The organism is Coprococcus sp. AM100_B19A (assembly GCF_027662015.1).
GTDB classification, from domain to species: domain Bacteria; phylum Bacillota; class Clostridia; order Lachnospirales; family Lachnospiraceae; genus Allocoprococcus; species Allocoprococcus comes.
Genome location: NZ_JAQDKN010000008.1, coordinates 52,601 through 79,002 on the forward strand (window position 1 = coordinate 52,601; position 26,402 = coordinate 79,002).

Consider the following 26,402-nt stretch of genomic DNA (forward strand, 5'->3'; position numbering starts at 1 on the left):
CCTTTTGATTGGAGGTGAACACATGACTGACTTTCTGACAGCAGACACCAACCTGCCATCTTATATGATGTTTCCCCGTTTCCTTCTGGACATGGAAATAAACGAAACTGCCAAAATGCTTTATATTATCCTGCTCGACCGGGCAAGGCTTTCCCAGAAAAATGAGGGGTGGTCAGATACAGACGGTCATGTGTTCATTTACTTTACGATTGAAGCACTGGCAGAAGTTCTCCACAAAAGCCAGATGACGGTTAAAACTGCTCTGGCAGTACTGGAAAAACAGGAGCTTATCTTCCGAAAACGGCAGGGTCCCGGACAGCCCAATCGGATTTATGTAAAACTCCCAAAAGAAACCATCCACTATACAGACAGATTTCTTTCCCTAAGACAGACAAAAAACTGTCCTATTGACAGACAGGATTCTTTCCCTGATACAGACAGAAAACTGTCTGGTAATAAGAAAGAGATAAAAAAGAACAATTTAGCAATAAGAGGGAGTAAGGAGCCACTCTCACCCTATGGAAAATTTCAAAATGTTTTTCTGTCAGAAAAAGAGCTTGAAGATATCCGGCAGACAATCCCTGACTGGAAGGATTATATTGAACGCTTATCCGGTTATATGGCTTCTACCGGAAAGCAATATCAGAACCACGCAGCTACCATCATCAGTTGGGCAAGACAGGATCATCCTGCTTCCCGACAACGAAATTACGAAAGTGAGGAATACGAAACATTATGACAAAATTTATAGAAAAACCAACAGCTATAACCCCAAACAGAGAGCTTCAGTCTGATGAATATTTTAACGAAACAGACCACCTGATCTACTGTTCCAAATGCAATACGCCAAGGCAATGCAGGCATGAATTACAGGGAAAGGTTCTTATTCCTTCCATCCGCTGTAAATGCCAGCAGGAAATCTTTGAGCAGGAAGAAGCCCAGAGAAAACTTCATGAAAAACAAATGGAAATAGAGCATCTTAAAACCAGCGGCTTACAGGACAAAGCACTCTATGACTACACTTTTGCCAGGGATAACGGCATCAATCCGGAAATAAAACTGGCACACAATTATGTAAGCAACTGGGAAGAGATGAGAGCAAATGCTTCCGGACTTCTCATCTGGGGTGATGTCGGTACTGGAAAATCTTTTTTTGCAGGCTGCATTGCCAATGCCCTTCTGGAAAAAGGCGTTCCTGTACTGATGACCAACTTTTCCCGAATTCTAAATACCCTTACCGGAATGCATTTTGAAGACAGAAACCAGTTCATCAACAGCTTAAACCGCTACAGTCTTCTGATTATTGATGATCTCGGAATTGAGCGGAACTCTGACTTTGCACTGGAACAGGTATTCAATGTGATCGACAGTCGTTACCGCAGTAAAAAGCCCCTGATCATAACGACCAATCTCACTTTATCAGAGCTGAATAACGCCGCTGATATCGCACACAAACGAATTTATGACCGTATTCTGGAGAGATGTATTCCTGTCCGTATCAATAACCGGAATATTCGTCAGGACAATGCAACAGCTAATTTAAAACAGGCAAAAAGAATTCTGTTAAACAATCATGCTCCGAACCAGAACTGAAGCAAAGAAGCATAACACGATAATTATTCTTCACTGACAGTGGTACTACTTTCTTTCCTTATTTATCACCAGAAACATGCCACTGTCAGTTATCCGAAACTATAGTACCAAACCATAAGATTTTAAAACCAATACTGCCCGGATACGGGCATAAAAAGGAGGTGCCAGATATGGCAGATAAAAAAATCATGACACCGGAAGAAAAAGCACTTTTACAGGCAAGACACCGCCAAGAAGAAGCCGAAGCAAGAAATCGCAAAAAAGAACGTGATGCCAGAACACACCGATTAGTCCAGGAAGGAGCCATTTTGGAAAGTATTGTTCCCCATATTAAAGAAATGGATTTGGATTCCCTGAAACGGGAGCTGATAATCCGGCTACGAGGAATGTAAACGCACAAGTTCTACTCCCGAAGGGCGCACTTACTCACCACCCGATAAATCGGGCGGTGGTATCCCCTACGGGGCTCGTGCGCTCTGCCGAGGGCTTTTCCGCTGTTGCAGGCAACATCGAAAGGAGGTGCCAGATATGGCAATTTATCATATGCAAGCCAAAGTTGTCAGCCGTGGTTCCGGACGTTCCGCTGTCGCAGCTTCTGCTTATATGAGCTGCAGCCGGATGTACAATGATTACGATGGCATCCAGCATGATTACACCAGAAAGCATGGACTCATTTATCAGGAAGTATTGCTTCCACCGATGGCTTCACCAGAATGGAAAGACCGTGAACAACTCTGGAATGCTGTGGAAGCTGCAGAAAAAACAAAAGACAGCCGACTGGCAAGGGAATTTGTTGTCGCACTTCCCGTTGAATTAGATAAGGACAGTAATATTTCTCTTCTAAAAGATTTTATTCAAAAGAACTTTGTAGATATGGGCATGTGCGCTGACTTTGCTATTCACGATACGGATGGACACAATCCTCATGCACACATTCTGCTTACCGTCCGTCCACTGAACGAAAACGGAACATGGCAGTATAAAACAGAAAAAGAATATCTCTGCATAAAAAATGGAGAAGAAAAAGGATTTACAGCTACTGAATTCAAAGCTGCTCAAAAAGATGGCTGGGAAAAGCAATACAGATATAAAGTTGGGAAAAAGAAAGTTTATATGACCGCATCTGTCGCACAGGAAAAAGGCTATGACCGCATCGACAAGCATCCAAAAAGCAGCCGCTATGGCAGACAGAATCCCATTTCTGAACAATGGAACAGTGATGAGCAACTCTGTATCTGGAGAGCAAACTGGGCAGATACTGTAAATGAAATGCTTGCCCACAATCAGATAAATGCATCCATTGATCACCGCAGCTTTGCAGATCAGGGAATCACCGAACAGCCGACCATCCACGAAGGCTATATTGCTCAAAACATGGAAAAGAAAGGAATGATAGCTGACCGCTGTGAAATCAACCGCCAGATTCGTGCAGATAACCAAATGCTCCGGGAATTAAAAGCTCAGGTAGAGAAACTGGCTCAAGCTGTCAAAAATTCTATTCCTGTAATTGCAGAAACAATGGAAACTATCCGAAATCATATGATCTTTACACAATATCATTTACTTCATAATGAGATGCAAAAAGAAGTAATTCATGATTGGATGAATCATTTTAATCCAATACTGAATAAATACAACACCGTTAAAAAGAAACTCAAAGCTAAAGTTACAGAACGGAAAGAGCTGAATGTAGAAAAAGAGAAAACCAGTATTTTGAATCCCATCCAGCATATAAAATTGAATCAGCAGCTTACCACTGTTACGGAAGAAATTGAAGAACTGAAATCAAGGAAAGAGCAACTAATCTTCCAGGCACAATGCTCCACTGATAAAGATATGACGAATCTATCCAAAAAATATGACCAGATGAATAGCAATCTTGATATCCTGGATTCTCAGGACATCTCCCTTAAAAAGCAGCTTAAAAAAGACGCCGCTGCTTTCCGGGAAGAAAAATTTCGTCCTGAACCTGAACAGTATACAGAATTGCTGGACACCAGAATCCAGATACGTCCTGATTTCCGGGATAAGCTGATCGAGCAGCTCAAAGGTACTTTTGGTAAGTATTATGACTATCACCGCCGTGATATTGCCGCCAATGAGGTAGATTATCTCAATGTGGAAGATCCTGATGTTTTTTCCCATCGTGCCTGGGAACTTGAATATCAGAGGAAACAGGAGATGCGGCGAAATCAGCCTGCCAGAGCTAAGAAAAGGTCATATGATATGGAATTATAATCATCATCGAGTAGATAATATGCTCTTACAACTCTCTTGTTTAAAAGGCGTATGGATTTAAAAGTTCCATACGCCCAATTCACTTTAACCAGTTACAATCTGCCATGTTTTCTTGTATAAAACCACATTCATTATAATGCTGAGATTCTTTGTTGCATATCAATAACTTGAACTTTACTATTTTTAAGAACTAATCCATACGAAAAATGAATCGTATTTCCTCCCACTGGTTCAAATTTAACATATTGTCCACATATATTTCTATTACGTTCACCAAATATTTTCTTTATCTTTTCTGGCAATACACTATATATCGGACATGACACATCTATAGTATAAAATCCATTTTTCATAGGATTACCTCTGTCACTAAACCATTCACTTATTGAAATTCTATTACCTGCTACAGATTTACATTGAGCTGTATATTCTTTGCCACGTAATGTAAACATTAATGGGGTTTCCTCTGGAATATTAGAAGATACTTGAAATCTTATCTTTCCATCATTCATTTTCCAGCTCAATGAAGCTTCAATCTTCAATTCCTTTCCATTAATAGGTTGTTTAGGTTCTAATTCCTCGGGCAATGGCAATAAATCTCCCATCTCAACGTAATGATTTTTATAATACCATCTACCATATTTCTGTATAAATCCCCATGATGACAAATAATTGCTGTTTAACTGATCTATAGTAGCATCCGAAAACTGAAATCCTCTTTTTGAATAATCTACTCTTGAATATGCACGTAAAATTTTAATAATTGGTATATGATATTTATTATAGGCATCTATATATGGCAAACATTCAATATCATAAATATTATCCGAAGCATTCTCATAAGATTTTCGACGAGCACATATGAATTCATATATTTTCTCATCAGTAACCTGTTCATTGACTGGTTGTGGCGTAACAGAAAAATAAAAGTCTCCCACTAACGAAGAATATTCCCATGAAAGCTGTTCTTCTCCGTATTGGCTAATTGATATTTCTGACACTTTATTTCTAACAAATTTAAACATTTCTTCAATTTTCAAATTTGGAATAAGCATAGCATCTTTTAAAACTTGTGTATATAATCCATTACTACATTGTCCATCAAATGCACTACAGTCAGCGCTTGTAGAATAAGCAATCATAGTACCTTTAGGTGGATTATTAAATGGCGCAAAGCCTGTTAAAAATCCCCTCCCCATAGCAAAAGGATTATCTCGACATGCATCCAATATACATATTAATGTTTTTCCCTTATATGAAGATGCACCTTCTAACAGCGAATTTAAACAATAACAAGAGACCATTGTCTTGCTTTTATCACTTAACTTTAAATCAATAGGAACGATAAAATTTTTACCGTCGATTTGCATACCATGCCCTGCATAAAAAAATACCCCTACAGCATATTCATCTAATGCCTGTAAAAAATCATTAACAGATTTTTGAATATCTATTAAATTTGCATCCATTATTTTTGTAACATCAAAATTTAATTTATTCAAAATACTAGCAATATCGTCAGCATCATTCTTAGGATTATTCAATTTCCCTACATTTGAATAATCAGAATTACCGATTACTAATGCAATTCTATCCATTATTCTCACCTCTGAAATTATCTTACGTTTTATTTCATAATTAAAAATTTTAAATTCATTTCTTAATATAAATTTTAATCTGTTATTTTGATCATACCACCTTCTTAGCCCATTTTATATAAACTCTTACAAACACTGAAAAGCTCCCGAAGGAGCTTTCCACGCTTTAAATATACACTAATTCTTTCAACACAATCTCTTCTGCAGCATTCCGGGCATTATTTACCGCTCTAACCCATTCCATCTGGTCACGAGCTTTCAATTCTTCCGTAATGCCCTGCTTCTCCATCATCTGACTCATCAGAATATCCATTCTCTCCTGTGCTTCATCGTCCACAGTATTCAGATGTTCTGTCAGTCTGTCTTCCAGCATATACAGTGAATACATTGCCGGACGATGCTCTTTCAGATATGTTTTCCGCATCATTCCATATTTCCCATAATGCGGTTCTTCATCTGTACTGACAAGATTCGAATAGTAAATTCCGTCTGCGCCAAGTGTGTAGGTTCCACCCATTTTTCCAAATGTGCTTTTCATGTGTTATTCCTCCTTGAAATCAGCGATGTCCTTAAATCATCGCAAAATATTTCAGGGCAGCCTTGATAGCATCTTCTTTCTCTTTCGGGCATTGTGGAACTCTTGCATTTTCTGATTTTGGAAGATTATGGTTTTCTCCCACTTCAATTCCACATTTGCGTTTTACCTGAGAAATATATAAACTTGAAACCTTCAAGCCAAATTCTTTCAGCACATAATCTTTGATTTCCTGATAGGTTGCTTTCAACTCGGCACTGGTGGCATCCAGCTCGTCCAGGTCTAAGTCGATCTCTATCGTGTCATCTGGTTTTTGTTGGGACAAAAGAACAACCGTCTCAACGTGCACACTCATCGGAAACATATCAGTCGCCTTCACCTTCCTGATCTCATACCCATTCTCCCGCAGATACTTCACATCCCGAGCCAAAGTTGCTGAATCGCAGCTCACATATACGATCCTCTCTGGCTCCATCTGAACCATCGTATCCAGTACGCTTCTCTCACATCCTTTTCTCGGTGGATCGATTACGATCACATCCGCTCTCGCATGCTCTCCCGGATGCTCTTTTGCATAATCCGCATAATACTCCGGCAGCACTTCTTCTGCCTTTCCTACAAAAAACTCCGCGTTTGTAATCTCATTGATCTTAGCATTATGCTTTGCATCTTCAATTGCCTGCGGCACGATTTCCACGCCGTAAACTTTCTGTGCTTTCTGCGCAAGGAAAAGGGAAATCGTCCCGATACCACAATACACATCCCAAACCGTCTCTTTTCCAGTAAGCCCGGCGTATTCCAGTGCGGTTCCGTAAAGTACCTCTGTCTGTACCGGATTCACCTGATAGAAAGACAGCGGTGAAATCTGGTATTTGACATTACCGATATAATCGGTGATATACGTCTGTCCCCAGAGCGGACAAACCTTTGATCCCATGATCACATTCGTCTTTTCTTTATTGATATTATAAGTAATACTTGTCATTCCCGGAATCTTTGTCAGCTTTTCCAACAATTTTTCACTGCTGGGAAGCTTATCCCCGTTAATGATCAGACAAACCATGATCTCTTTTGTTGTAAATCCATACCGGACCAGGACATGGCGCACCAGCCCTTTGTGCCGTTCCTCATCATATGCAGAAATCTTCTCTTCCCGCATGTAGTCCAGAATCTGATCCAGGATCACTTTATTCTCCGGTACTCCAAGTACGCAGTCCCTGTTCGGAACCGGGATGATCTGATGGGTTCTTCCGGCATAGAATCCGGCAATCAGATTCCCTTCTTTATCCACTCCGATCGGGAACTGTGCTTTATTCCGGTAACGGAACGGTTCCTCCATTCCTGCGATCGGCTCCATAATCTGATCCAGCAATTCTTCTTCCACACTGCCAAGACGGATCAGGTTATTTCTTACTTTTGTATTTTTAAACTCCAGCTGTTTCCGGTAATCCATCTCCTGAATCTGGCATCCGCCACAGCGTCTTGCCTCCGGACAGCGTGCAGATACACGAAATGCGGATTCTTTTACAATCCGCATTAATCTCGCATATCCGTAGTTCTTTTTTGCTTTCATTACTTTTACTTCAACGGTATCTCCAATGACTGCATCCTTGATAAACAGAGTATATCCATCAACCTTTCCGATTCCTTCACCACCGATTCCGATATCTGTAACTTCTACCGTCACTACGTCATTTTTCTTCATTTTTATACTCATCTTTCTTTCAGAACTTCTCTTAGATACTGGTCTTTCTTAAGTTAGATTCAAACAGACGGTTATAACCTAACCAGTCCTTTGTATCTTTTGCCTTAAAAATCTCTGTCAGTGTCTGCATCTTTGCATCAGCATTATCTGCACAATTAAGTGCCATTGCTTCAGCAAGCGCCGGTTTCTTCGGCGAACCGTATTCGAGTTCTCCGTGATGCGCTACGATACAGTGCTTTAATTCGCTGGCAAGCTTCTTTGGGAAATCCGGGATCTCACGAATTGCATCATCCAGCATTTCCACACCGATCACAATATGACCGAGTAGCTGCCCATCATCGGTATAATCATTATCCGGGAACAGGGAAAGTTCCTGTGTCTTTCCGATATCATGACACATTGCCGCTGTATACAGAAGATCCTTATTCAGGATCGGATATGCCCCTGCCATATATTCACAGAATTTCACTACGCTTAATGTGTGCTCCAGAAGTCCTCCGGCAAATCCATGATGTACACTCTTTGCTGCAGAATGTGCCTTGAAGCTCTTGATAAACTGTTCATCATTCACAAAATAATACCGGATCACCTGCTGCAGATACGGGTTTTTCACCTGCTTTCCATAACGCATCAGTTCTTCATACATTCCATCCACACTTTTCTCGCTGGTCGGCATATAATCCGCCGGATCGTATTCTCCCTCGTCTGCTACACGGAGCTGCTTGATGTTCATCTGAAGATTGCCGTTATAGCTGATGATCTCCCCGTAAACTTCAATAAAATCTTTTTCGCTGTAATCTGCAATTCCATTTGAATTCGGATCCCAGATTTTTCCATCTAAAGTTCCTGTCTTGTCCTGAAGGATCAGGTTGTCATATGGTTTTCCGTTCCTTGTCTCCGCACTTCTTTTCCCTTTGCAAAGATACGTATTTCTGATTGTCTCGCCTTCGTGTAATGTCTCAATATATCTCATGTCATTCCTCTTCCTGCTCTATATTTTAAATTTATGGTTGCTTTTTATCTGCAAATCTATTCTTTACTTCCAACTGTCACATCAAATGTTACATCGACATAACCATCTGCGCCACGCCTCTGCCCTTTGATCCTGATCTGTGTACCGGTTCCGGCTTCTGCGATCTGTTTATGAAATCCTGCTATACCGGTGATATCTGTCTTGTTAATCTCTGTGATCACATCACCATTCTGGATCCCCGCCTGCATCGCAGGCGAATCAGCCTCTACTTCCCTGACATAAATGCCTTTCGGGATTCCCTGTTCACCGGCAAGCTTCTCCGTCACTACAACTCCGTGAACGCCAATATACGGAACTCCCTGTCCATTTGCCAGAAGTTCGATCTCTTCCTTGATATCCGAAATCGCATAAGCACTTACAAGATTTCCGTCTCTCTGCAGTTCTGACTGGTCACAGATTCCAATCACTTCACCCGCCGTGTTAAACAGAATTCCGCTCCCTTTTTCACTTCCTGCAATATCTGTATCAAGCAGCCGGTACTGCCCGTCCGCCACTGTCCGGTAATTTCTGGTGGAACTGATGATCCCATATCCGACACCACCTGCATATCCAAACTGCTCACCAAGAACGATCACGCCGTCCCCACGGTTCACTGCATTAGAATTACCAAGCATCGCCGTCTGGATCTGGTTCCTCGTACTATCCGACAGATCTGATCTCTTGATCGCAATGATCGCAAGTCCAAGATTCCGGTCCTGCTTTTTCAAAGTTGCGTTATATGTAGTATTGTCTGAAAATGTGGCTTTCAGTGCTTCTGCATCTTTTACAATTCTTGCCGGTGCCGCAATCAAAAGATCTGCTCCATTATCCCAGAAAATAACTCCCGATACAGCCTGCTCCCCTGCATTCTCCCAGCCTTCATCCCGGTGCACGGCATAGATCTCAACCACACTTTTTCCTGCTGACAATGCCACCTGGTATAATGCATGGTTCATCTCCTGATAATCTTCGACAGTCAGATCCGGATACTGAATCTCTTCCTCCTGTGCTTCCTGATCCTTGGTATCCGTCTCATTCTCAATCGGAGTTTCCTCCTGATCTAGCGGAATCGTTACCTTCTCTCCGCCCAGATGTGTCATCGCCCATGGGCGAAGGGCATAAAACGCAAGGCCTGCTGCAAGTCCAAAAATCAGTCCTCTTCCTGCAAGCCTGCACAGATTTCCCATGATTCCTTTTTTACTTCGTTGTTCATCTTTTACTGTTTCCTGCAAAAACGAATATTTTTCTTCCTCACTATCGTGCGGTTCTTCGTTATGCTTATTCTCCCGATTATCAGACATTGTGCTTCTCCTTAGGCCTCCGGAGTGCTTTCAGCCACACCTGGTTTTAGTATACATGATTCCCCGCAAATGTTCAACGAAATTTCACCTTTCCACTTTCATTTAGACGGTAAATAAGTTAGAATAGAACCAGACAAAATATGAGGTATAAATGTATTATGAATCAAAAATCTTTAACAAAATTGGAATTTCCAAAAATTATAGAGATGCTGACCGATCACGCTTCTTCCCCTGGCGGAGCTTCATTCTGCCGACGGATCAAGCCGATGACCGACCTTAACAAAATCATCACTGCACAGGAACAGACTGCCGCAGCATTTACCCGCATTGTAAAGAAGGGAATTCCTTCTTTCAGCGGCTGCTATGCTGTCTCCGACTCTCTTAAGCGCCTGGAGATCGGAAGTGCCTTAAGCGCACCGGAACTCCTCCGGATCGGCAAGCTTCTTCAGACAACCGCCCGGATCAAATCCTACGGCCGTCATGAAAATGCAGACGATCAGGCAGATTGTCTGGATGTATATTTTGAACAGCTTGCGCCGCTTACACCACTTTCTGCCGAAATTGATCGCTGTATTCTTGGTGAAGATGAGATCAGCGATGATGCCAGCAGCAAATTAAAGCAGATCCGCCGCAGTATTAACGGCATGAATGACAAGATCCATTCTACCATGACCGGACTTTTGAACGGTTCCATGCGCACCTATCTCCAGGATGCCATTATTACCATGCGTGGCGATCGTTACTGTCTCCCGGTAAAAGCCGAGTACCGCAGCCAGGTAAATGGTCTGATCCATGACCAGTCAGCAACCGGCTCCACACTTTTCATTGAGCCGATGGCCGTTGTCAAACTGAACAATGATCTGAAAGAATTATATGCCCAGGAGCAGGAAGAAATCCAGGTGATCCTTGCCCGCCTCAGTGTGAATGCAGCTGAATATATTGAAGAAATCCGTCTGAACTACAAAGCACTTGTAGAACTGGATTTTATTTTTGCAAAAGGTGCACTGGCACTGGATATGAACGCCAGCCGCCCAGTCTTTAACACCGAAGGCCGGATCCGGATCCGTGAGGGAAGACACCCTCTTCTGGACCGTAAAAAAGTTGTTCCGATCAGTCTGACACTTGGAGATACCTTTGATCTTCTCGTCATAACCGGTCCGAACACAGGTGGTAAGACCGTTTCCCTCAAAACTGTGGGACTTTTTACCCTGATGGGCCAGGCAGGTCTGCACATTCCTGCACTTGACCGTTCAGAACTTGCTGTATTTAACCAGGTTTATGCTGATATTGGTGACGAACAGAGTATTGAACAGTCTTTAAGTACCTTCTCTTCTCACATGACAAATGTGGTTTCTTTCCTAAATCATGTGGATGAGAATTCATTAGTCCTTTTCGATGAACTTGGTGCGGGAACCGATCCGACTGAGGGTGCTGCACTCGCTATCGCCATTCTGTCACATCTGCATAACCGTGGAATCCGCACTATGGCAACGACACACTACAGCGAACTGAAGGTATTTGCTCTTTCTACTCCGGGAGTAGAAAATGCCTGCTGTGAATTTGACGTGGAGACATTGAGCCCGACTTACCATCTTCTGATCGGTATTCCTGGAAAAAGTAATGCTTTCGCGATTTCCGAAAAACTCGGCCTTCCGGATTATATCATCCAGGATGCCAAAACGCATCTGACCGAGGAGGATGAATCTTTTGAAGATCTCCTTACTGATCTGGAACAGAGCCGCAAGACCATCGAGAAAGAGCGGGATGAGATTGCTTCTTACCGCCGCGAGATGGAACGTCTCAAGTCCGAACTCAAGCACCAACAGGAAAAGCTGGATACACAGCGCGACCGGATCATTCGTGAGGCAAATGCCAGAGCGACCGACATTGTTCAGGAAGCCAAAGATTTTGCAGATGAGACGATGAAGAACTTCCGCAAATTCGGCAAAGCCAGTATTTCTGCTTCCGAGATGGAAAAAGAAAGAGAACGGATCCGTAAGCAGCTTTCCAAAACTGAAAATAAAAACCGTCTGGAAAAGAAAAAACCTTCCAAAGCTTACAAGGCAAGCGATTTCCATCTGGGCGATTCTGTAAAAGTACTGAGCATGAATCTGACCGGAACGGTAAATTCACTACCGGATGCCAAAGGCAACCTGTTTGTCCAGATGGGTATTCTCCGGTCACAGGTCAATATTTCCGATCTCGAACTGATCGAAGAACCGCTTACGGTTACTGCAAAACAAATGCGCAGAACCAGCAGTGGCAAGATGAAGATGGGCAAATCCATGCATGTCAGTCCGGAGATCAATCTTCTCGGCAAGACAGTCGATGAAGCAGTTGCCGAACTTGACAAATATCTGGATGATGCCTATATCGCACACTTAAGTCCGGTACGAATTGTACACGGGAAAGGAACCGGCGCACTCAGAAACGGAATCCATCAGTATCTGCGCCGCCAGAAACACATCAAATCCTTCCGGCTGGGAGCTTTCGGGGAGGGCGATGCCGGTGTAACTATCGTAGAATTCAAATAATCATTGGGGGAACTATCATGGTGACTAAACAGAAAATCTTAATTGTAGATGACGACGAGAATATTGCAGAATTGATTTCTCTCTACCTTACAAAGGAATGCTTCGATACGATGATCGTACACGACGGGGAAGAAGCTCTTACCGCATTTGAATCCTATCAGCCAAACCTGATGCTGCTCGACCTGATGCTTCCGGGCATCGATGGCTATCAGGTCTGTCGCGAGATCCGCAGTAAGCACAATACCCCAATCATTATGCTTTCCGCAAAAGGAGAAGTATTTGACAAGGTGCTCGGTCTGGAGCTTGGTGCTGATGATTACGTCTTAAAACCATTCGATTCCAAGGAGCTTGTCGCAAGAGTAAAAGCGGTACTCAGACGCTATCAGCCTGCCAAACCAGAAACTCCTGCCGCCAGCCGCGGAAAGGTTGTTGACTATCCGGGAATCGAGATCAATCTTACCAATTACGCAGTAACCGTTGATGGTAAGAATGTAGATATGCCGCCAAAAGAACTGGAACTTTTGTATTTCCTCGCCTCTTCACCAAACCAGGTATTCACACGCGAGCAGCTCCTTGACCAGATCTGGGGCTATGAGTATGTCGGCGACACCCGTACCGTTGATGTTCATATTAAGCGTCTGCGCGAGAAGATCAAGGATCATCCTTCCTGGGGACTTAGTACCGTCTGGGGAATCGGTTACAAATTTGAGGTGAAGTAATGAAAAGTACTCTTTACCTTAAATTTATCCTCTTATATATTATTCTCGGATTTTTAAGTATTTTTACAGTGGCATCCCTGTCATCCACACTGACAACCCACTATCTGGAAAGCAGCATTTCCGGCAATATGTATCAGTCGGCGAATCTGCTTGCATCCAATTATCTGCCGGACTATTTTTCCGAAACCATTACTCTGGCAGATGTTTATACACAGCTCAATGGTATGAGCGATTATCTGAATTCAGATATCTGGTTTGTTGATAATGAGGGATCTTTGCTTGCATCTGCCAAATCCGGCGATGTATCGTATGCCCCTTCCCGAATTGAAAATTTTGATCCTGCCGAATCCGGCGGCTCCACTTATCTGACCGGTGATTATCACGGGTACTTCAACTCAGAAATGATCACCGTGATTGCTCCGGTCACAGAGAATTTTTCAACTCACGGATATCTACTTGTACATAAGCCTTACTCGCAGATCACAGACGCACATTCTGTTCTGATGCGTAACACGTATATCGTGATTCTGATCATTTATGTGCTCTCATTCATTATTTTGCTGGGTGTACATTTTCTGATCTACCGCCCGCTCGTCAAGATTACGAATGCAGCAAAGCAGTATGCTTCCGGCAATCTGGATGTTGTCATCCCGGTTAATACGCAGGATGAGATAGGATATCTTTCCGCATCTCTCAACTACATGTCTTCCCAACTGAAAGATATGGAGGATTACCAGAAGAAATTTGTGGCAAATGTATCCCATGATTTCCGTTCTCCTCTGACTTCCATCAAGGGCTATGTTGAAGCCATGGCGGATGGCACGATTCCACCTGAAATGCAGGGCAAATACTTAAATATCATCTTATTTGAAACAGAACGTCTTACTGACCTTACACGCGATCTGCTGACATTGAATGAATTTGATACGAAGGATCTTCTTCTTAATAAAACAGATTTTGATATTCACGAAGTGATCCGTAACACAGCAGCTTCTTTCGAAGGTACCTGCACTGCCAAAAAAATTTCTATCGAACTTCTTCTGGCAACTCGTACCCTGTATGTACATGCTGACCGGCACAAAATCCAACAGGTTCTATACAATCTGCTGGACAACGCGATCAAATTCAGTAATCCGGAGTCTACGATCACGATTGAAACCACACCGCGCGGTGACAAAGTATATACTTCCGTCAAAGATTATGGAATTGGCATTCCGAAATCAAGTATCAACAAAATATGGGAACGTTTTTACAAAAGCGATCTCTCCCGCGGAAAAGACAAAAAAGGAACCGGACTTGGGCTTTCGATCGTAAAAGAAATTATTCAGGCACACAATGAAAATATCAATGTGATCAGTACCGAGGGAGTTGGAACAGAATTTATCTTCTCCCTTCCACTGACGAAAAAATAGCAAAAAGAAACGGTTGTAGCCGGCATAAATAATATGTCACTCACAACCGTTTTTATATAAAAATGTCTGAAACCCATTTTCCACAGATTTCAGACATTTCTTCTTACTAATAAAGCATCTTCTTAATCGAATCTTTATTCATATTATCTTTTGTAACCCAGGTATATCCGGTACTTACCATTGCTTCATTTCCCTGACCAAGCACTGCTCTTGCGCAGGCAACAACCGTTGCATAGCCGATTCCGTATGGGTTCTGAACGATCAGTCCATCAATCTTCCCATCTTCCAGAAGCTTCATCTGATCCTCCCCGCCGTCAAAGCTCACTACCTTGATTCGGTCTTCCCCCGTTATTTTGTCCATAGAGTCCAGAACATTCACCACAAGGTCTGCTACTGTTTCATTGGTTGCAAAAATTCCTTTTACATCCGGATACTTTTCAAGAAGATACTTGATTGCATCCTGCTGTGCCGTCTGGGTATCCCGGCTATCTGCGTTCTCTTCCTCTGCTTTTTGCACATTATCTGCAGTCTCCTGGGAATTCTTTTCAGATGAATCTGCATTGATCTCTTTCGAGATCGCATCCAGATCATCCAGATGCCAGATCTCTGCAACCGTTACATTCGGATCATTCTTTTCCACTTCCTGTACAAATCCCTGCTCTCTTTCTTCAGAAGAAGTAGACTTGGAGTCATGTGCGATTACAAGGATCTGACCACTCTCACCGATACTGTTGCACAGCTTACTTGCTGCTGTTGCAGCGGCAGTTGTATTATCTGTATCAATCATGGATACAATATTCTGATAATCGGTCCCGGAATCAAATGCTACGATCGGGATCCCATTCTCTGCAGCAAGATCAAACTGAACCTCACATGCCCCTGAATCAACTGCTGCGATCCCGACCGCAACCGGATACCGTGCAAGCTCCTCATCCAGAATATTTACCTGATCATCTACATCATTCTCTGTCTCCGGCGCAGAATAAACAAGCTTTACTTTATCATTCCCTTTATATCCCAGGTTTGTATTAATATCCGCTACCGCCTGCTTTGCACCTTCCTGAACAGCTTTCCAGTATGCGGAAGAACTTCCTCTTCCTATAATAGAAATCGAGCTTCCTTTCTCCAGATTCAGTCCCTGCACATTGCCATATGCAGATGGCTGTAAAACATCCAGGTTACTCTGATGCTCATTCTCTTCCCTTGTCTCATGGCTGAATGTCTGCTCTTTTCCTGTACCTGCATCATTCTTGCTTCCAGTTCCACATCCACCAGTCAAAAGTGCCACACAAAGTACAGCCGAAAGTATACTCCACCGTTTTTTCATAAATCCACTCCACTTTCTCTATCTTAAAATCAGTTTCATTATTGGTTATAAAATGATACAGTACCCACTATACACCAAATCGCCCTGGAAAGGTAGAAAAATTTCTTAAGATTTCATAAATTCTTTTTGTTTTCATTTGTAAGTTTTATATTACTAACCTTTTGGTTTTATATTTCTAACCAAAGAAATGCCCATTTCGCGCTATTAGTTTGACATTTCTAACTCGATTGTATCTATTTTTAAGCATAAATTCCTCTTGTATATTTTCAAGTTCTGTATTAGAATAAAGTTATGCGAAAGGCATATCGATTTTAACTTTTTCATAATAATAAGGAGGATACATATCATGGCACACGTAATTTCAGACGAATGTGTAAGCTGCGGAGCTTGCGAAAGCGAATGTCCAGTAGGAGCAATCTCTATGGGTGCAGATCATATGCAGATCGATGCTTCTGCATGTGTTGACTGTGGCGCTTGCGAATCAGCATGTCCTACAGGAGCAATCAGCGCTGAGTAATCAGAACACGTAGATTGAATAAGACAGTAAGAAAGAGACGGTTTTCATCTGAAGATCGTCTCTTTTTATGTATACGTCTGAATCAAATACAGATCCAGTAAGCATCATCCTATCTGACATTCTTCCCTCTGCAACATTTGTCGAACGATTTTTCTTTCCATCTCTTCTTCTTATGCTACAATAGACTTGTACTCAATCTATATCACATACTTATTTTAATAAGGGGGTTATCGTATGGGCGACGTTCATTACATGATCTCAGAAGCTGCCAAACACGTTGGCGTAGAATCACATGTTCTTCGCTACTGGGAGGAAGAGCTTGATCTTCCGATCGGACGCACTGAGATGGGACATCGGCACTATACGGAAGAAGATATACAGCTTTTTAGCTGTATCAAAGAACTCAAAGAACAGGGACTACTCCTGAAGGAGATCAAACAGCTCCTTCCGGACATGCTTCGCACAAAAGCACTTCTGAAGGCCAGAAAATCGGATGCACCAAAGGCTGCCGCTTCGATAAACGAAGTTGCTGACCCCCAGGATCCGGCTCTTTCTGTTTATACAGCAGACAACCTTTCTCTTTCTGTTTATCAGCCTCTGCTCGAAGAGTCTCTCCGAAAAATTCTTTTGGAAAACAACCAGATCCTGGAGGGATCTCTCGGCAAATCCGTATCTGAAAAAGTAACAAAGGAAATGGATTTTCTTTTACAGGCAAAAGAACGCCTGGAAGAAGACCGTTACCGGAAGCTTGATCATTTACTTCGTCAGCAGCAGGCGCTCCGGAAAGAAGCTTCAAAATCTGGCGCCGGACATTACCTGCGGAAATTATTTGGCGAAACCACATAAAAGTCAAAAGACAGCGAACAGTTTTGATTCTGTTCCCTGTCTTTTTCATTTCATAATTTCTCATTCCCCATCCACAACTTTTCGTTCTGAATTGGCAAATTTCGTGTACTGCGGAAGCCATGTAAGCGTTACGGTTCCAATCGGACCGTTTCTCTGTTTGGCAATAATGATCTCTGCCTCATTGACATGCTCCGTATCCTTATTATAATAATCATCTCGATAAATGAACATAACCACGTCGGCATCCTGCTCGATTGCTCCGGACTCACGCAGATCAGAAAGCATCGGTCTGTGATCTGGTCTCTGCTCAACCGCACGGCTCAGCTGTGACAGCGCAATGACCGGCACACTTAATTCTCGGGCAAGCGCTTTTAAGGAACGGGAAATATCGGAAATTTCCTGTTGACGGGACTCATTACGTCCACCAACACTTCCGCTCATCAACTGCAGGTAGTCGATGATGATCAGATCAAGATTATATTCCATTTTATATTTTCTGCATTTGGAACGCATTTCCGAAATCGAAATACCCGGTGTATCATCAATGATCAGGTTCGATCTTCCAATTGTTCCGGCACCTTCGATCAGCTTTTCCCAGTCAGAATCCTTCAGATTACCGGTTCTTAAAAGCTGTGCATCTACATAGGATTCCAGCGAGAACAGACGGTTTACCAGCTGTTCCTTTGACATTTCCAGACTGAATATGGCAACTGTACGGTTCTGTTTAAACGCCACATGCTGTGCAATGTTCAGTACAAACGCCGTCTTACCCATAGAAGGACGGGCTGCGACCAGGATCAGATCGGAGGGCTGCAGACCGGATGTCTTGTAATCCAGGTCAATAAATCCAGTCGGAATTCCTGTAACAGTTCCCTTACTCTTAGATGCTTTCTCAATTTTCTCAAGGGCATTTAACACTACCTGCTTGATCGGCACGTATTCACCGTTTCCTCCGCGGTTTTGCACCAGCTCAAAAACCTGCTTCTCTGTCCTTTCAAGGATCGCCTCCAGCGGCTCCTGTCCCTGATAACATTCATCCGCAATCGCTTCATTCATCTTGATCAGATGCCTCAACGTTGCTTTTTCAGAGACGATCTCAGCATAATACTTTACATTTGCCGAGGTTGGAACTGCTGTTACCAGATCCCGGACAAATTCAAGACTACTGATCTCTTCCGGAACAGCTTTTTCACGCAGACGGTTCTGCAGTGTAATCAGGTCAACGGGTTTTCCCTCATTAAAAAGTTCTACCACTGAATCGAAAATTACACCATATGCCTTTTGATAAAAGTCGTCTCCACAAATGATCTCGGCAGCTACTGTAATCGCATCCCGGTCCATCAGCATCGCTCCGACAACAGACTGCTCTGCCTCTATGCTGTGTGGCGGTACTCTCTTAATGAGTGCTTCATCCATGTCTCAGATCCTCCTAAGCTTCCCCAACGTGCACTTTTAATTCAGCAGTCACTTTCTGGTGAAGTTTGACCGGTACAAGATGCATTCCAGGTGTACGGATCGCTTCTTTGATCTGGATCTTTTTCTTATCAAGATCATATCCAAGCTGTTCTTTTACTGCAATTGCAATTTCCTTTGAAGACACAGAACCGAATGTTCTTCCACCTTCCCCGGTCTTGATCTTGAGTTCTACTTTTGCTGCCTCTAATTTTTTTGCAAGTTCCTGCGCTGCTTCCAGATGCTCCTGTGCAACCTTTTCTTCATTCTGTTTCTGAAGCTTTAAGTCATTTAAATTCTTTCCATTTGCTTCCAGTCCAAGGTTTTTTTTGAAAATGAAGTTTCTTGCATATCCGTCACTTACATTTACAACCTCGCCTTTTTTTCCAAGGGATTTTACATCTTCCAATAAAATAACTTTCATCTTAAATATCTCCTTCTTCTATCATAATATCGATTGTCTTTTTCAGAGTTTCAATCGCTCTTTCCATATCGGAATATGGGAACTGGGCACCGGCAGTGTTGATATGACCGCCTCCGCCGAGCCGCTCCATAATGATCTGTACATTGATCTCATCAATGGAACGTGCACTGATGTAAATCTTACCATTATATTCAGTCAGTACAAAAGAAGCCTTGATCTCCTCAATATTGAGAAGCTCATTTGACGCCTGTGCTCCGATAATAGTGGGACTTTCAATTCCCAGATGTTCGCCTCGCGCGATCGCAAATACATCCCGATATACCTCAGCACTGCTGATTACTGCAGCTTTTGCCCGGTAAGATGCCATATCATCACGGAGGAGTTTTCTTACATAAGTAACATCTGCGCCACATCTTCTCAGGTACGCAGCTGCCTCAAAGGTCCGGACTCCTGTTCTGGACATGAAATTGTTGGTATCAACCAGAATACCTGCATACATACTGTTCGCTTCCATGGAATTCAAACGCAGATCATCGCCGATATACTGAAGAACCTCTGCTACCATCTCACACGCCGAAGAAGCATATGGCTCAATATACGACAGAACCGCATTCTCAATCACTTCATCACTCTGTCTGTGGTGATCCAGAACTGCAATCGTCTTCGTCAGACGAAGCAGGCGTTCACATTCTGTCATCTTTGGCTTATTGGTATCAACAACAACTACCATTGTATTGTCATCTGCCAGTTCCTCCGCCTCATGGGAAGTCACAAACAGATCATCCGGATACTTCGGATCATCAGTAAATGCTTCATAAAGCGGTCTGAGTGTCACAGAAATATCGTTCAGGACAATATTGACTTTCTTTTCCATCGCACTTGCTGCCCGGTAAATACCGATTGCCGCACCAAATGAATCCACATCTGCCATCTTATGTCCCATTACGATCACACGCTCTTTTCCGGTGATAAACTCCCGGAGTGCTTCTGCTTTTACTCTTGCTTTTACCCGGGTATTCTTAGAAGTCTGCTCACGCTTTCCGCCATAATAGCTGATTCCCTTGTTATTCTTCACAACTACCTGATCTCCGCCTCTTGCAAGTGCAAGATCGATCGCTATACGGGCATAATTATATCCTGCAGCATAGGTATCTGTACTGAGTCCAAGCCCAATACTTAGTGTAACCGGAATCTGATTGCCGATACTGACTCCTTTTACCTCATCAAGTAAAGAAAAACGGTCTTTTTCCATTCGATTGAAGCTTTCTTTTTTAATTACAACAAAATATTTGTCTTTCTCAAGCTTCTTCACAATACCGGAAAAATCCGCAATATACTGGTTGATCTTACGGTCGATCAATGCCACCAGAAGAGACTGCCTTACTTCCTCGACACTTTCCATGACCTCTTCATAGTTATCAATATAAACCAGTCCGGCCACCAGCCGCTGCTCTTCATTCGCCCGGATATACCGGTTCAGCTCTGTCACATCCTGAAGATGTATCGCAATAAAATATTCCTTTTCCTCCGGTATCTCCAGAAGCTGCTCTGTCTCACTGAAACCTTCGACCGATACGCACTGGATCTCAGCCTGATAATCTCTGTCAAGATAATTGAATTCCAGGCTTACCGATTCATTGTCTTCCTTTGGAAACACGCCCCGGTTCAACTCCGGAATATATTTACTCAGATAGGTATCCTTCCGGATAGTCGTCCCAAGGACTTCCCGGAACTGTGTGTTCGTCCAGATGATTTTTCCATCATCCAGTAAAATCGCATACGGAATCGAAAGTTCCTTCAGAAGTGTATTCTGGACAATTCCGTACTGCGCTGCAAACTCTACCATGTCTGCCAGAATCAGAGACTTGTTGTAAAAATACATAATGCCAATGACGACTGCATAAACCAACACAAACGCACTCATAAGCAGCCCGGCCTTTCGATCCATCCTGAAGATCCAGATATTCATCAGGATAAGGAAAAGAATCATAATTCCCGGCCATTGCATATACAATTTCAGTTGTCCCTTTAACTTTATATCCTTTTTCATCTTTCAGCCCTCTTAAAACCTATAGATATTTGTATTATATCACCTTTCCGGATATTAGGGAACTAAAAAATGTGCCAGGGCAACGTTCACCCTGACACATTTTTCTTTCTTTTTTTAAGCTTCGTATCCATTCGGATTCATTGTCTGCCATCTCCATGAATCCTCACACATCTTGTCGATTCCGCGTTCTGCAACCCATCCGAGCTCGTTCTTTGCTTTTTCTGCATTACAGTAGCATGTTGCGATATCTCCGGCTCTTCTTGGCTTGATCTGGTAAGGGATCTCTTTTCCGCATGCTTTTTCAAATGCATGCAATACATCCAGTACTGAATATCCTACTCCGGTTCCAAGATTGTAAATGCTTACGCCTGATTTTTCCTGGATCTTCTTCAGCGCCTTTACGTGTCCAATTGCAAGGTCAACTACATGAATGTAGTCTCTCACACCTGTTCCGTCCGGTGTATCATAATCATCACCAAATACACCCAGGCATTCCAGCTTACCGATCGCAACCTGTGCAATATATGGAAGCAGGTTGTTCGGGATACCCTTCGGATCTTCTCCCATCAGTCCGCTCTCATGTGCGCCGATCGGGTTGAAGTAACGAAGAAGAACAACATTCCACTCCGGATCAGCCTTATGCAGGTCTGTCAGGATCTGCTCAAGCATCCATTTTGTCCATCCATAAGGATTCGTGCAGGTTCCCTTCGGGCATTCTTCTGTAATCGGGATAAATGCCGGATCACCATATACCGTTGCTGAAGAACTGAAGATGATGTTCTTCACATTATGGTTACGCATAACATCACAGAGTGTAAGTGTACCTGCAATATTGTTCTGATAATATTCAAGTGGCTTTGCAACAGATTCTCCGACTGCTTTAAGTCCTGCGAAATGAATGACACATTCTACACTTTCTTTGTCAAAAATCTGATCCAGTGCTTCTTTATCTCTGATATCTGCTTTATAAAATGTAACGTTCTTACCGGTGATCTTCTCTACACGTCTGATTGCTTCTTCAGAAGCATTGCAAAGATTATCTACTACAATAACTTCATATCCTGCATTCAGCATCTCTACACATGTGTGACTGCCGATAAATCCGGCTCCGCCTGTTACTAAAATTGCCATGATTTTTTCCTCCTGAAATTAGAATCATTTACTTTTCTTTACACACTATAGCACACATTCTGCCTATATGGAAGTGTTTTTACTAAATTATTTGTATTTTTTTAGTAAATCAAATGAACTATTTACTAAATTTTAACACATTTCTACTCTTCCCAGAGATTTTCCGGATAAAGACCTTCTTTTTTCAGATTGCGGATCGCTTCTACGACAACCGGTTTGTCTTCTTTATAAGTTACGCCGTACCATTTATCTGCCGACGGAAGAACCGCTGCTGTTGCGCGGTCTGCCTCCAGAAGATTGCTTACGACTGCCGGCAGGAAATATTCACACTTCATCGGATTTTCAGTAAGTCCTTTCTTCAGGAACTGTGGAAATTCTGCTTTCAGCTCGTCCAGTATGCTTCTCGTAAATCCCCACATATTCATGGAAACCAGTGTATCCTCTGGTAAATTTTCCCAGGTTTCTCCATCATTTTCAGTAAATGCAATCTTACCGTCACGCTTCTCAATGCGGGTTCTTTCGGTAATATTTACCAGTTCCCCCTCTTCATTGGTCATACAGATTCCTCTTGCCACATGACCATTGTCTGTTACTGTATTCTTCAGAAGATATCCGACCATCGCATAACGATACTTATCATCATCCTCATGCTCAGACAGATAATTATAAATTGCTTCAAACGCATGTTTTCCATAATAATCATCTGCATTGATAACAGCAAATGGCCCGTCGATCTCATCAATGCAGCTGAGGACTGCATGTCCGGTTCCCCACGGTTTCACTCTGCCTTCCGGAACTTCAAAACCTTCCGGAATATTGTTGATATCCTGAAATACATAAGAAACCTCCATATATTTTGCCATACGGTTTCCTACTGCTTCTCTGAAACTGTCTTCATTTTCTTTCTTTATAATAAAAATAACCTTCTCAAATCCGGCTCTTTTTGCATCAAACAGGGAAAAATCCATAATGATGTGTCCCTCTTTATCAACTGGATCGATCTGTTTAAGTCCGCCATAACGGCTTCCCATTCCTGCTGCCATAATTACTAAAACTGGTTTTTTCATAATTGATTCTCCAATTCTTTTTTAGATTTCAAAACTTTCTCTTTCTTATTCTAACCCCAAATGACTCCTTTTTCAATCGTCTGCCAGACAGAAAAACAGTAAAAAAACAGGACTTCCAAAATGGAAATCCTGTTCTGATCATATTCGATTAATCCTGAACGTATGGCATTAAAGCGATATGTCTTGCTCTCTTGATTGCTACTGTAAGAGCTCTCTGATGTTTTGCACAGTTTCCTGTGATTCTTCTCGGAAGGATTTTTCCTCTCTCAGAAACATATTTCTTTAATTTTGCTGTATCTTTGTAATCGATTTCGTTGTTTTCTTTACCACAGAATACACAAACTTTTTTTCTTCTGCGTCCGCCTCTTCTCTTCATTGGAGAATCCGGTCTGTTTCCTTTTTCGAATGCCATTGTACACATCTCCTTTCAACCTTAATTAAACGGTAACTCCTCATCAATTCCGTCTGGAATGTTCATGAAACCGTCACCTGCATCAGCGCTTGGCGCCGGTGCCGGGGCTGCCTGATAAGACTGTGTATTAGCACTGCTAGCATTCTTACTTTCTGCGAATTCCTGTTCCTCAACAACAACTTCTGTTGTATAGACCTTTACACCATCCCTGTTGGTATAGCTTCCGGTCTGGATTCTTCCGCAAACCACTACGCGCATTCCCTGACGGAAATAACGTTCTGTAAATTCAGCACTCTTTCCGAACACAACACAGTTAATAAAATCTGCGGTCTGTTCTCCGTCACGCTTGAATCTGCGGTCTACAGCTAATGTATATCTTGCAATAGCGAGAGCGTTCTCACCTTGTGAATATCTCACTTCAGGATCTCTTGTCAGACGTCCCATTAAAACTACTTTATTCATACGTTGCCTCTTTCTAAGCTTCCTGTTTCACGCATAAATATCTGATTACACCATCCATGATACGAATTCTTTCTTCGATTTCGCCTGGTGTTGTTGTTTCAGATTCAAAGTGAATGAAGTAGTAGTAAGCTTCTTTCATCTTCTGGATTTCGTAAGCTAATCTCTTCTTTCCCCATTCGTCAACGTCAGTAATGTTACCACCGAAACGTGTAACAAGTGCTTTCACCTTTTCGATTACTTCTGCTCTGGCGTCGTCTTCGAGTTTTGCGCTGACAACAACTGCTAATTCATATTTGCTCATGTCCTGCACCTCCTTATGGTCTTTTGGCTCCCGGATCCGCCGGGAACAAGGATAAATAATATATCACAAGTTGGTATGATATCATAATTCAGGCTTTGTTTCAAGCCTTTTTCCTTATTTCTTTTGTATTTTTTTCAACCAGTCTGCGTGGTACCATTACCTGGTGTCCGCATCCCTGACATTTCAGACGAAAATCCGCCCCTACTCTCAGGATTTCCCACTCTGAGCTTCCGCACGGATGTGGTTTTTTCATCCGGATCACATCTCCGACTTCAAATTTTGCTTCTGCTGCCATCTCTTTACTCCTCTTTTATTCTCCTGCCGGCTGTACATTTACCCTGACACCGTGTACGATCGTTCTGTCATCATTTCCCTCCCGTGTACAGGTGGACAACGTCACGATCTGCGAATCATTTCCCACTTCCACACCTGTATCATACAAAGAAGACGCCTTCGTTGCTTCAAGGAAGGATGCAAACGCCGCATCATCTGCGAACTGATATGTATAGCCTTCGGAAGTATCTTTTACCACTCCAACAGAATAAATCTGATAAGTAGCCACATTGCCATCCGGTGTATAAATATAGAAGGAAGGGTATTTTTCCCAGAAACTTTTTTCGTGATACTGCTCCAGCTCATTAAACATCGTTCCATTATACATATAATGTCCGTAAATGATCGTGTTTCTGTCATTAAAATCCGCATGATTATAAGCATTTACAAAAATCGTTCCTACGGTATTGTCATATCCTTTGAATGTCTTACTCAGATATTCTGAATTATCACTTCCTTGCACAACCGGATAATTGATCACCGCCGGTTCATCAAAACGGATCCATGCAACCACATCCGGATTGATCTGTCTGAGTGCATCAAAATCCACGGAAAATCTGCTTCCATCCTGATCGTCCGTCCCGTTCTCCTGTTCCCCCTTATCTTCCGTAACCGCAAGCTTTACCAGATCATCATACTCACTTTCCCCTTTGTGATATCCGTTAAAGATTTTATACAGCTGAAAGGCAGAAAATGCAAACACACAGATTGCAACGATCAAAATGACCGTACTGATGATTCCACCTTTTTTCTTGCGCCGGTCACGCCTGGAATGCTTTCCATACCGACCATATTCTTTCCGTCCCATAATTTCCTCCTTGGCTTTTTATATATGATGTTCCCGGATTGCTCCATTGCCATGCAATCCCAGAAGTCCTATTTTCTTCCATATTTTCACGATATCAGCAGTATAACATACTTTTTAGAGTTTTTTAATAGAGAGTTTATTGATTTTTGTGTGTGCAGGCGTACAATGTGAACTATCGTATAGTATCATATTCTATAAATAAAAAAGATTGGGTGAATATTATGAAAGAAAAACTGATGCGTTTTATGTATGGAAGGTACGGAGTAGATACCTTCGGCAAATTTCTCTTATGGAGCGGCGTAATTCTGATGCTGATCACAAGCATCTTCCATTTTCGTATTTTTTATGTAATTGGGTGGGCATTCGTGATATACTCTTACTATCGCATGTTTTCACGTCAGACCTACAAGCGTGCACTGGAAAACCAGAAATTTCTCCAGCACACTTCAAAGATCCGTGGATTTTTTGCAAAACAGAAGTATATGGCAGCGCAGCGCAAGACACACCACATTTACAAGTGTCCAAACTGCAAACAGAAGATTCGTGTCCCAAAGGGAAAAGGTAAAATTGAGATCCGCTGTCCAAAATGCCAGACTACTTTTATCAAAAAAAGCTAATGATCAGG

The 26,402-nt window shown here is 42.4% G+C and carries 26 protein-coding genes; 10 read left to right on the forward strand and 16 right to left on the reverse strand.

Annotated features, from left to right (window positions below):
- Positions 1 to 22: 22 nt before the first annotated feature.
- From PGQ33_RS09830 to mobQ, 4 genes are all read left to right on the forward strand, one after another.
- Complete coding sequence (locus PGQ33_RS09830) at positions 23 to 739, forward strand: replication initiator protein A (protein ID WP_005348487.1); 717 nt, start codon at positions 23 to 25, stop codon at positions 737 to 739.
- Entirely contained in the window at positions 736 to 1,593 is an 858-nt protein-coding gene (locus tag PGQ33_RS09835; protein WP_055214936.1) for an ATP-binding protein, read from the forward strand. Before PGQ33_RS09830 ends, PGQ33_RS09835 begins: the two co-directional genes overlap by 4 nt.
- Before the next feature lie 170 nt (positions 1,594 to 1,763).
- Positions 1,764 to 1,985, forward strand: coding sequence for a DUF3847 domain-containing protein (locus PGQ33_RS09840; RefSeq protein WP_005348485.1), 222 nt, complete (start codon positions 1,764 to 1,766; stop codon positions 1,983 to 1,985).
- Between the two features lie 136 nt (positions 1,986 to 2,121).
- The gene (mobQ, locus tag PGQ33_RS09845; protein WP_118373743.1) at positions 2,122 to 3,831 is read left to right on the forward strand and encodes a MobQ family relaxase; all 1,710 of its coding nucleotides are present in this window, start codon (positions 2,122 to 2,124) and stop codon (positions 3,829 to 3,831) included.
- Between the two features lie 131 nt (positions 3,832 to 3,962).
- Here the strand turns inward: mobQ and PGQ33_RS09850 are convergent, their stop codons facing one another.
- From PGQ33_RS09850 to PGQ33_RS09870, 5 genes are all read right to left on the reverse strand, one after another.
- Complete coding sequence (locus PGQ33_RS09850; protein WP_006859000.1) at positions 3,963 to 5,429, reverse strand: caspase family protein; 1,467 nt, start codon at positions 5,427 to 5,429, stop codon at positions 3,963 to 3,965.
- Positions 5,430 to 5,595: 166 nt separating this feature from the next.
- On the reverse strand, positions 5,596 to 5,967 hold the full coding sequence (locus tag PGQ33_RS09855) for a TnpV protein (RefSeq protein WP_270205661.1): 372 nt from the start codon (positions 5,965 to 5,967) through the stop codon (positions 5,596 to 5,598).
- A gap of 31 nt (positions 5,968 to 5,998) precedes the next feature.
- Entirely contained in the window at positions 5,999 to 7,669 is a 1,671-nt protein-coding gene (rlmD, locus tag PGQ33_RS09860) for a 23S rRNA (uracil(1939)-C(5))-methyltransferase RlmD (protein ID WP_270205662.1), read from the reverse strand.
- Between the two features lie 31 nt (positions 7,670 to 7,700).
- Positions 7,701 to 8,642: a 3'-5' exoribonuclease YhaM family protein gene (locus tag PGQ33_RS09865; RefSeq protein ID WP_008368874.1), complete on the reverse strand. Its 942-nt coding sequence runs from the start codon at positions 8,640 to 8,642 to the stop codon at positions 7,701 to 7,703.
- A 56-nt stretch (positions 8,643 to 8,698) separates the two neighbouring features.
- Entirely contained in the window at positions 8,699 to 9,982 is a 1,284-nt protein-coding gene (locus PGQ33_RS09870) for a S1C family serine protease (protein WP_270205663.1), read from the reverse strand.
- A gap of 158 nt (positions 9,983 to 10,140) precedes the next feature.
- Between PGQ33_RS09870 and PGQ33_RS09875 the strand changes: the two genes are divergently transcribed.
- The 3 genes from PGQ33_RS09875 to PGQ33_RS09885 are packed head-to-tail and all read left to right on the forward strand — an operon-like array spanning position 10,141 to position 14,647.
- Positions 10,141 to 12,516 (forward strand): endonuclease MutS2, encoded by a 2,376-nt coding sequence (locus PGQ33_RS09875; RefSeq protein WP_270205664.1) that lies wholly within the window; start codon positions 10,141 to 10,143, stop codon positions 12,514 to 12,516.
- Positions 12,517 to 12,533: 17 nt separating this feature from the next.
- The gene (locus PGQ33_RS09880; protein ID WP_008368880.1) at positions 12,534 to 13,235 is read left to right on the forward strand and encodes a response regulator transcription factor; all 702 of its coding nucleotides are present in this window, start codon (positions 12,534 to 12,536) and stop codon (positions 13,233 to 13,235) included.
- A complete protein-coding gene (locus tag PGQ33_RS09885) occupies positions 13,235 to 14,647 on the forward strand; it encodes a sensor histidine kinase (protein WP_270205665.1) in 1,413 nt (470 codons plus the stop codon). The genes PGQ33_RS09880 and PGQ33_RS09885 overlap by 1 nt, the downstream gene beginning before the upstream one ends.
- A gap of 106 nt (positions 14,648 to 14,753) precedes the next feature.
- Here PGQ33_RS09885 and PGQ33_RS09890 read toward each other — a convergent pair whose 3' ends face one another.
- Complete coding sequence (locus tag PGQ33_RS09890) at positions 14,754 to 15,974, reverse strand: substrate-binding domain-containing protein (RefSeq protein WP_270202944.1); 1,221 nt, start codon at positions 15,972 to 15,974, stop codon at positions 14,754 to 14,756.
- A gap of 346 nt (positions 15,975 to 16,320) precedes the next feature.
- Between PGQ33_RS09890 and PGQ33_RS09895 the strand changes: the two genes are divergently transcribed.
- Positions 16,321 to 16,491: a DUF362 domain-containing protein gene (locus PGQ33_RS09895; RefSeq protein WP_008368888.1), complete on the forward strand. Its 171-nt coding sequence runs from the start codon at positions 16,321 to 16,323 to the stop codon at positions 16,489 to 16,491.
- 234 nt (positions 16,492 to 16,725) lie between these two features.
- Positions 16,726 to 17,337, forward strand: coding sequence for a helix-turn-helix domain-containing protein (locus PGQ33_RS09900; RefSeq protein ID WP_117557964.1), 612 nt, complete (start codon positions 16,726 to 16,728; stop codon positions 17,335 to 17,337).
- Positions 17,338 to 17,397: 60 nt separating this feature from the next.
- On the opposite strand, the gene dnaB is transcribed toward PGQ33_RS09900, so the two are convergent.
- The 10 genes from dnaB to srtB all read right to left on the reverse strand — a co-directional run bounded on the left by dnaB (position 17,398) and on the right by srtB (position 25,777).
- Positions 17,398 to 18,753, reverse strand: coding sequence for a replicative DNA helicase (dnaB, locus tag PGQ33_RS09905; RefSeq protein ID WP_270205666.1), 1,356 nt, complete (start codon positions 18,751 to 18,753; stop codon positions 17,398 to 17,400).
- Positions 18,754 to 18,766: 13 nt separating this feature from the next.
- Positions 18,767 to 19,213, reverse strand: coding sequence for a 50S ribosomal protein L9 (rplI, locus tag PGQ33_RS09910; protein WP_008368899.1), 447 nt, complete (start codon positions 19,211 to 19,213; stop codon positions 18,767 to 18,769).
- A gap of 1 nt (position 19,214) precedes the next feature.
- Positions 19,215 to 21,263, reverse strand: a complete 2,049-nt coding sequence (locus PGQ33_RS09915; protein ID WP_118219462.1) for a DHH family phosphoesterase — start codon at positions 21,261 to 21,263, stop codon at positions 19,215 to 19,217.
- A 114-nt stretch (positions 21,264 to 21,377) separates the two neighbouring features.
- On the reverse strand, positions 21,378 to 22,394 hold the full coding sequence (galE, locus tag PGQ33_RS09920) for a UDP-glucose 4-epimerase GalE (protein WP_022221100.1): 1,017 nt from the start codon (positions 22,392 to 22,394) through the stop codon (positions 21,378 to 21,380).
- Positions 22,395 to 22,537: 143 nt separating this feature from the next.
- A complete protein-coding gene (locus tag PGQ33_RS09925) occupies positions 22,538 to 23,461 on the reverse strand; it encodes a nucleotidyltransferase family protein (RefSeq protein WP_270205667.1) in 924 nt (307 codons plus the stop codon).
- Between the two features lie 148 nt (positions 23,462 to 23,609).
- Complete coding sequence (rpsR, locus tag PGQ33_RS09930; RefSeq protein ID WP_008368909.1) at positions 23,610 to 23,873, reverse strand: 30S ribosomal protein S18; 264 nt, start codon at positions 23,871 to 23,873, stop codon at positions 23,610 to 23,612.
- A 21-nt stretch (positions 23,874 to 23,894) separates the two neighbouring features.
- Positions 23,895 to 24,335, reverse strand: a complete 441-nt coding sequence (locus PGQ33_RS09935; protein ID WP_055155542.1) for a single-stranded DNA-binding protein — start codon at positions 24,333 to 24,335, stop codon at positions 23,895 to 23,897.
- 13 nt (positions 24,336 to 24,348) lie between these two features.
- Positions 24,349 to 24,636: a 30S ribosomal protein S6 gene (rpsF, locus tag PGQ33_RS09940; protein WP_008368913.1), complete on the reverse strand. Its 288-nt coding sequence runs from the start codon at positions 24,634 to 24,636 to the stop codon at positions 24,349 to 24,351.
- Between the two features lie 100 nt (positions 24,637 to 24,736).
- Complete coding sequence (locus PGQ33_RS09945) at positions 24,737 to 24,931, reverse strand: DUF951 domain-containing protein (RefSeq protein WP_022221102.1); 195 nt, start codon at positions 24,929 to 24,931, stop codon at positions 24,737 to 24,739.
- 15 nt (positions 24,932 to 24,946) lie between these two features.
- Positions 24,947 to 25,777 (reverse strand): class B sortase, encoded by an 831-nt coding sequence (gene srtB, locus PGQ33_RS09950; protein ID WP_117824224.1) that lies wholly within the window; start codon positions 25,775 to 25,777, stop codon positions 24,947 to 24,949.
- 221 nt (positions 25,778 to 25,998) lie between these two features.
- Here srtB and PGQ33_RS09955 point away from each other — a divergent pair, with 221 nt between their 5' ends.
- Entirely contained in the window at positions 25,999 to 26,394 is a 396-nt protein-coding gene (locus tag PGQ33_RS09955; protein WP_022221103.1) for a hypothetical protein, read from the forward strand.
- Positions 26,395 to 26,402: the final 8 nt, after the last annotated feature.